The following is a 2,655-nucleotide window of genomic DNA, read 5'->3' on the forward strand; positions in this document are numbered from 1 at the left end:
AGCGCACATAAATACAGGTCTTCATTATATCCGTTTCATTTTAGTCGGTCAGTAGTGAATAAATATATAAAAAACAGGATTAAGTTCTTTAGTCATCCCAAATTTTCAGATCAAAGCTATTTGGGAGGGACAGTTGCTTTCAAAAATTCCCAATCTGTGGTTATTGCTTTCAATGCATCATTTATTATCGGGAAAATTTAGAGAACCATCGTATCTGAGAATTAACTGCGCAAGGTATTTTACCGCATAGTCATAAAAAAGCAAGAAACCAATTAAAATATATTAACACTTACCCCGAAATCTTTCGCCGATAATTCTCTACTTCCCACGAATCAATAAAATTGATTTGCAGTGGTTCCATAAAATGTTGCCCTCCAAAAAAGTCTGAAAACCACGCAATTTTCATCTGATCTTCAAAAACATCAAGCGCAGTGTTGACTTGTTTTTCAGATTCACCGATGCTGACAAGTCCCATTCCTTGTAAAACTAAAATTTTTGGAAAGTAGCCATTCTCTGTATGAAATTTTACAATTGCATTTTCAATAGCAAGAGAATTTTGCTGGATACTTGTTTCGATAAAAAGATAGTTTGATTTGCAGTAAACAATAATATCGGGCGTGAACGGAGCGCTTATCTTGCTGAATTCATTTCTGTTACGACTAAATCTTTCGATTAACCGGTTATTGCGCCCTTTAAACAGCAATCCTTTTGATTTTAAAAATTCATCCGGCAGACTCACTTCGTACTCCAACTCAAACGGTAGATCGGAAAAATTAAGAGAGCGAGCATTTGAAGGCAGCGTCTGGAGAATATCATTCATCATTCCGGTATAAATCATTTCAACTTCTTCAACCATATCAGCTCCCACAAAAATGCCATGATTTTGAAGCAGAATAACTTTGGGGCAATATCCATTTCGACCCCTAAAAATATCAATTCCAGCTTCAACCTCTTTAAACAAAACATACCCGGGGTCGGTATAAGGAACATACAATACATCGTTACCCCAAAGTCTCTCAACGGTTTGCTCCACATCATTGCTACACAGGATGGCATTTATGAGAAATGGGTGCATGTGAATAACAAAAGCATAGTCTATGGCATTATGGAGAGAAGTCTCGACCGATGGGCGTTTCCCCTTGTCTATACAGGCTTTTTCAAGGTCGCCCTTAACTTCCCGTTCCCTGAGAAATGGCTCTTTTCTATATTCTTTGGAAGAGATAACATCAAGTTTCTTTCTGTCCATCCTGACAAATCCCTCTTCGGTAATGTTGGCCAACCCATATCCACTGGCTTTCACCCACAATTCCTTATCGGTCTTGAAAGACGTATTGCCACCGCCGGCAATGGTATAGTTTTTATCTTTTCCGAATTTCCGAGAAATTTCAACGAGTTTTTTGATTGATTGGCGCATAATCCTAATTGATCATTTGAGCATCACATGGCGAAAAGTCATGAATAAAGCAGGACTGTCTCTTCATTCATCCATTTTAAAAACTTGTAATTACAAGACTCAAGCAAAAACCTAAAACACACTTTAACAATTATCAAAAATAAACCGCCAAATATTTGCATACAATGCACAAACTGGCATTTGTTTTTAACTTTTTGATACGGTTGTTTAGAGGATTTACAAAAGGACTTGTTTTCCCAGAGCCTTAACTCCTTCTCAATACACTCCGGCAATTCTTCCCGGTGATGGGTCACATAAATCATAGCCATTTCATTTTGTCCGGCTATACTATCAATAAGCGCTTTGAAGTATTTTTGTTGCGAATTATCAAATCCCTGGCATGGCTCATTCAAAATGAGAAGAACGGGATTTTTCAAAAGGGCTGCAGCAATACGCAAACGCTTTGTTTCGCCGTTGGATAGTTTAATCAGATGTTTATCCTGAAGTGGTTCAAGATCAAAATCGCAGATTACCCGTTCAAAATTCCATGGCCCTGCATGTGTCTCTTTCGATGATATATCCCGAAGATACCCGTCTACAGTCTGTGATTCATTAGCATAACCGGCATTAAACCGTTGTTGATAGAAAAAATCACGGGTATGACTCAAATTCGTAAAATCATGTTTTACATCTACATAGCTAATCAGGTTACGATGTGAAAACAAAGGATCCGAAACATTGTGATTTGTTTTGTACAGATTGTAATAGTGATGTAAAATCTGGCCATCTGACACAAAAAAATCGCCTCTGATGGTTTTCAGTAATGCAGTTTTCCCTGATCCTGAAGGACCAACAACAGCCCAGTTTTGTCCTTCTTTAATATGTAAGTTAAGATTTTTAAAGAGTGTTTTATTCTTGCTTTTTACACTTGCATTGGTTATTGTCAAAACCTCCATTATATAATATTTTTCTGTTAATAATTAGGGCCTGATGAAAAACAATTAAAAGATTAATTATAAATTAATTATAGCCAATAATATCATTCAAAGTGCAAGGTTTTTCAAGTAAATCTTTCAAAAAGTCTGCACCTGTGATGATTAATTGTCAAAATATCACTGTTCAAAAGAATATTTTTAGGCTTAAGGACTTTTCCTGGTTAAAAGGCGCGGTGGCCTGTCCGTTTTCCGGGCCGGCGGATAGCGGGAAGCCAAAATGGGCGACGTTCAAGGCCTTGCGCAATGGCCGGAAATTTTGGCTTTCGC

General features: G+C 37.4%; 3 protein-coding genes. 1 reads left to right on the plus strand and 2 read right to left on the minus strand.

Features of this window, described 5'->3' with window-relative positions; translation table 11 throughout:
• On the plus strand, window positions 1-201 hold a 201-nt coding region (locus OQ5_RS23845; protein ID WP_044107793.1), incomplete at its 5' end, for a hypothetical protein.
• A gap of 88 nt (window positions 202-289) precedes the next feature.
• On the opposite strand, the gene OQ5_RS0110440 is transcribed toward OQ5_RS23845, so the two are convergent.
• Both OQ5_RS0110440 and OQ5_RS20825 read right to left on the minus strand, forming a co-directional pair.
• Entirely contained in the window at window positions 290-1,414 is a 1,125-nt protein-coding gene (locus OQ5_RS0110440) for a class II aldolase/adducin family protein (protein WP_016777446.1), read from the minus strand.
• 38 nt (window positions 1,415-1,452) lie between these two features.
• Window positions 1,453-2,349 (minus strand): ATP-binding cassette domain-containing protein, encoded by an 897-nt coding sequence (locus tag OQ5_RS20825; protein ID WP_016777447.1) that lies wholly within the window; start codon window positions 2,347-2,349, stop codon window positions 1,453-1,455.
• Window positions 2,350-2,655: the final 306 nt, after the last annotated feature.

The organism is Anaerophaga thermohalophila str. Valhall, from assembly GCF_000250735.1.
Taxonomy (GTDB): domain Bacteria; phylum Bacteroidota; class Bacteroidia; order Bacteroidales; family Marinilabiliaceae; genus Anaerophaga; species Anaerophaga thermohalophila_A.

Excerpts from the sequence above, each read along its gene's own strand:
- OQ5_RS0110440 (WP_016777446.1), bottom strand. The coding sequence starts at position 1,414 with ATGCGCCAATCAATCAAAAAACTCGTTGAAATTTCTCGGAAATTCGGA.
- OQ5_RS20825 (WP_016777447.1), bottom strand. The coding sequence starts at position 2,349 with ATGGAGGTTTTGACAATAACCAATGCAAGTGTAAAAAGCAAGAATAAA.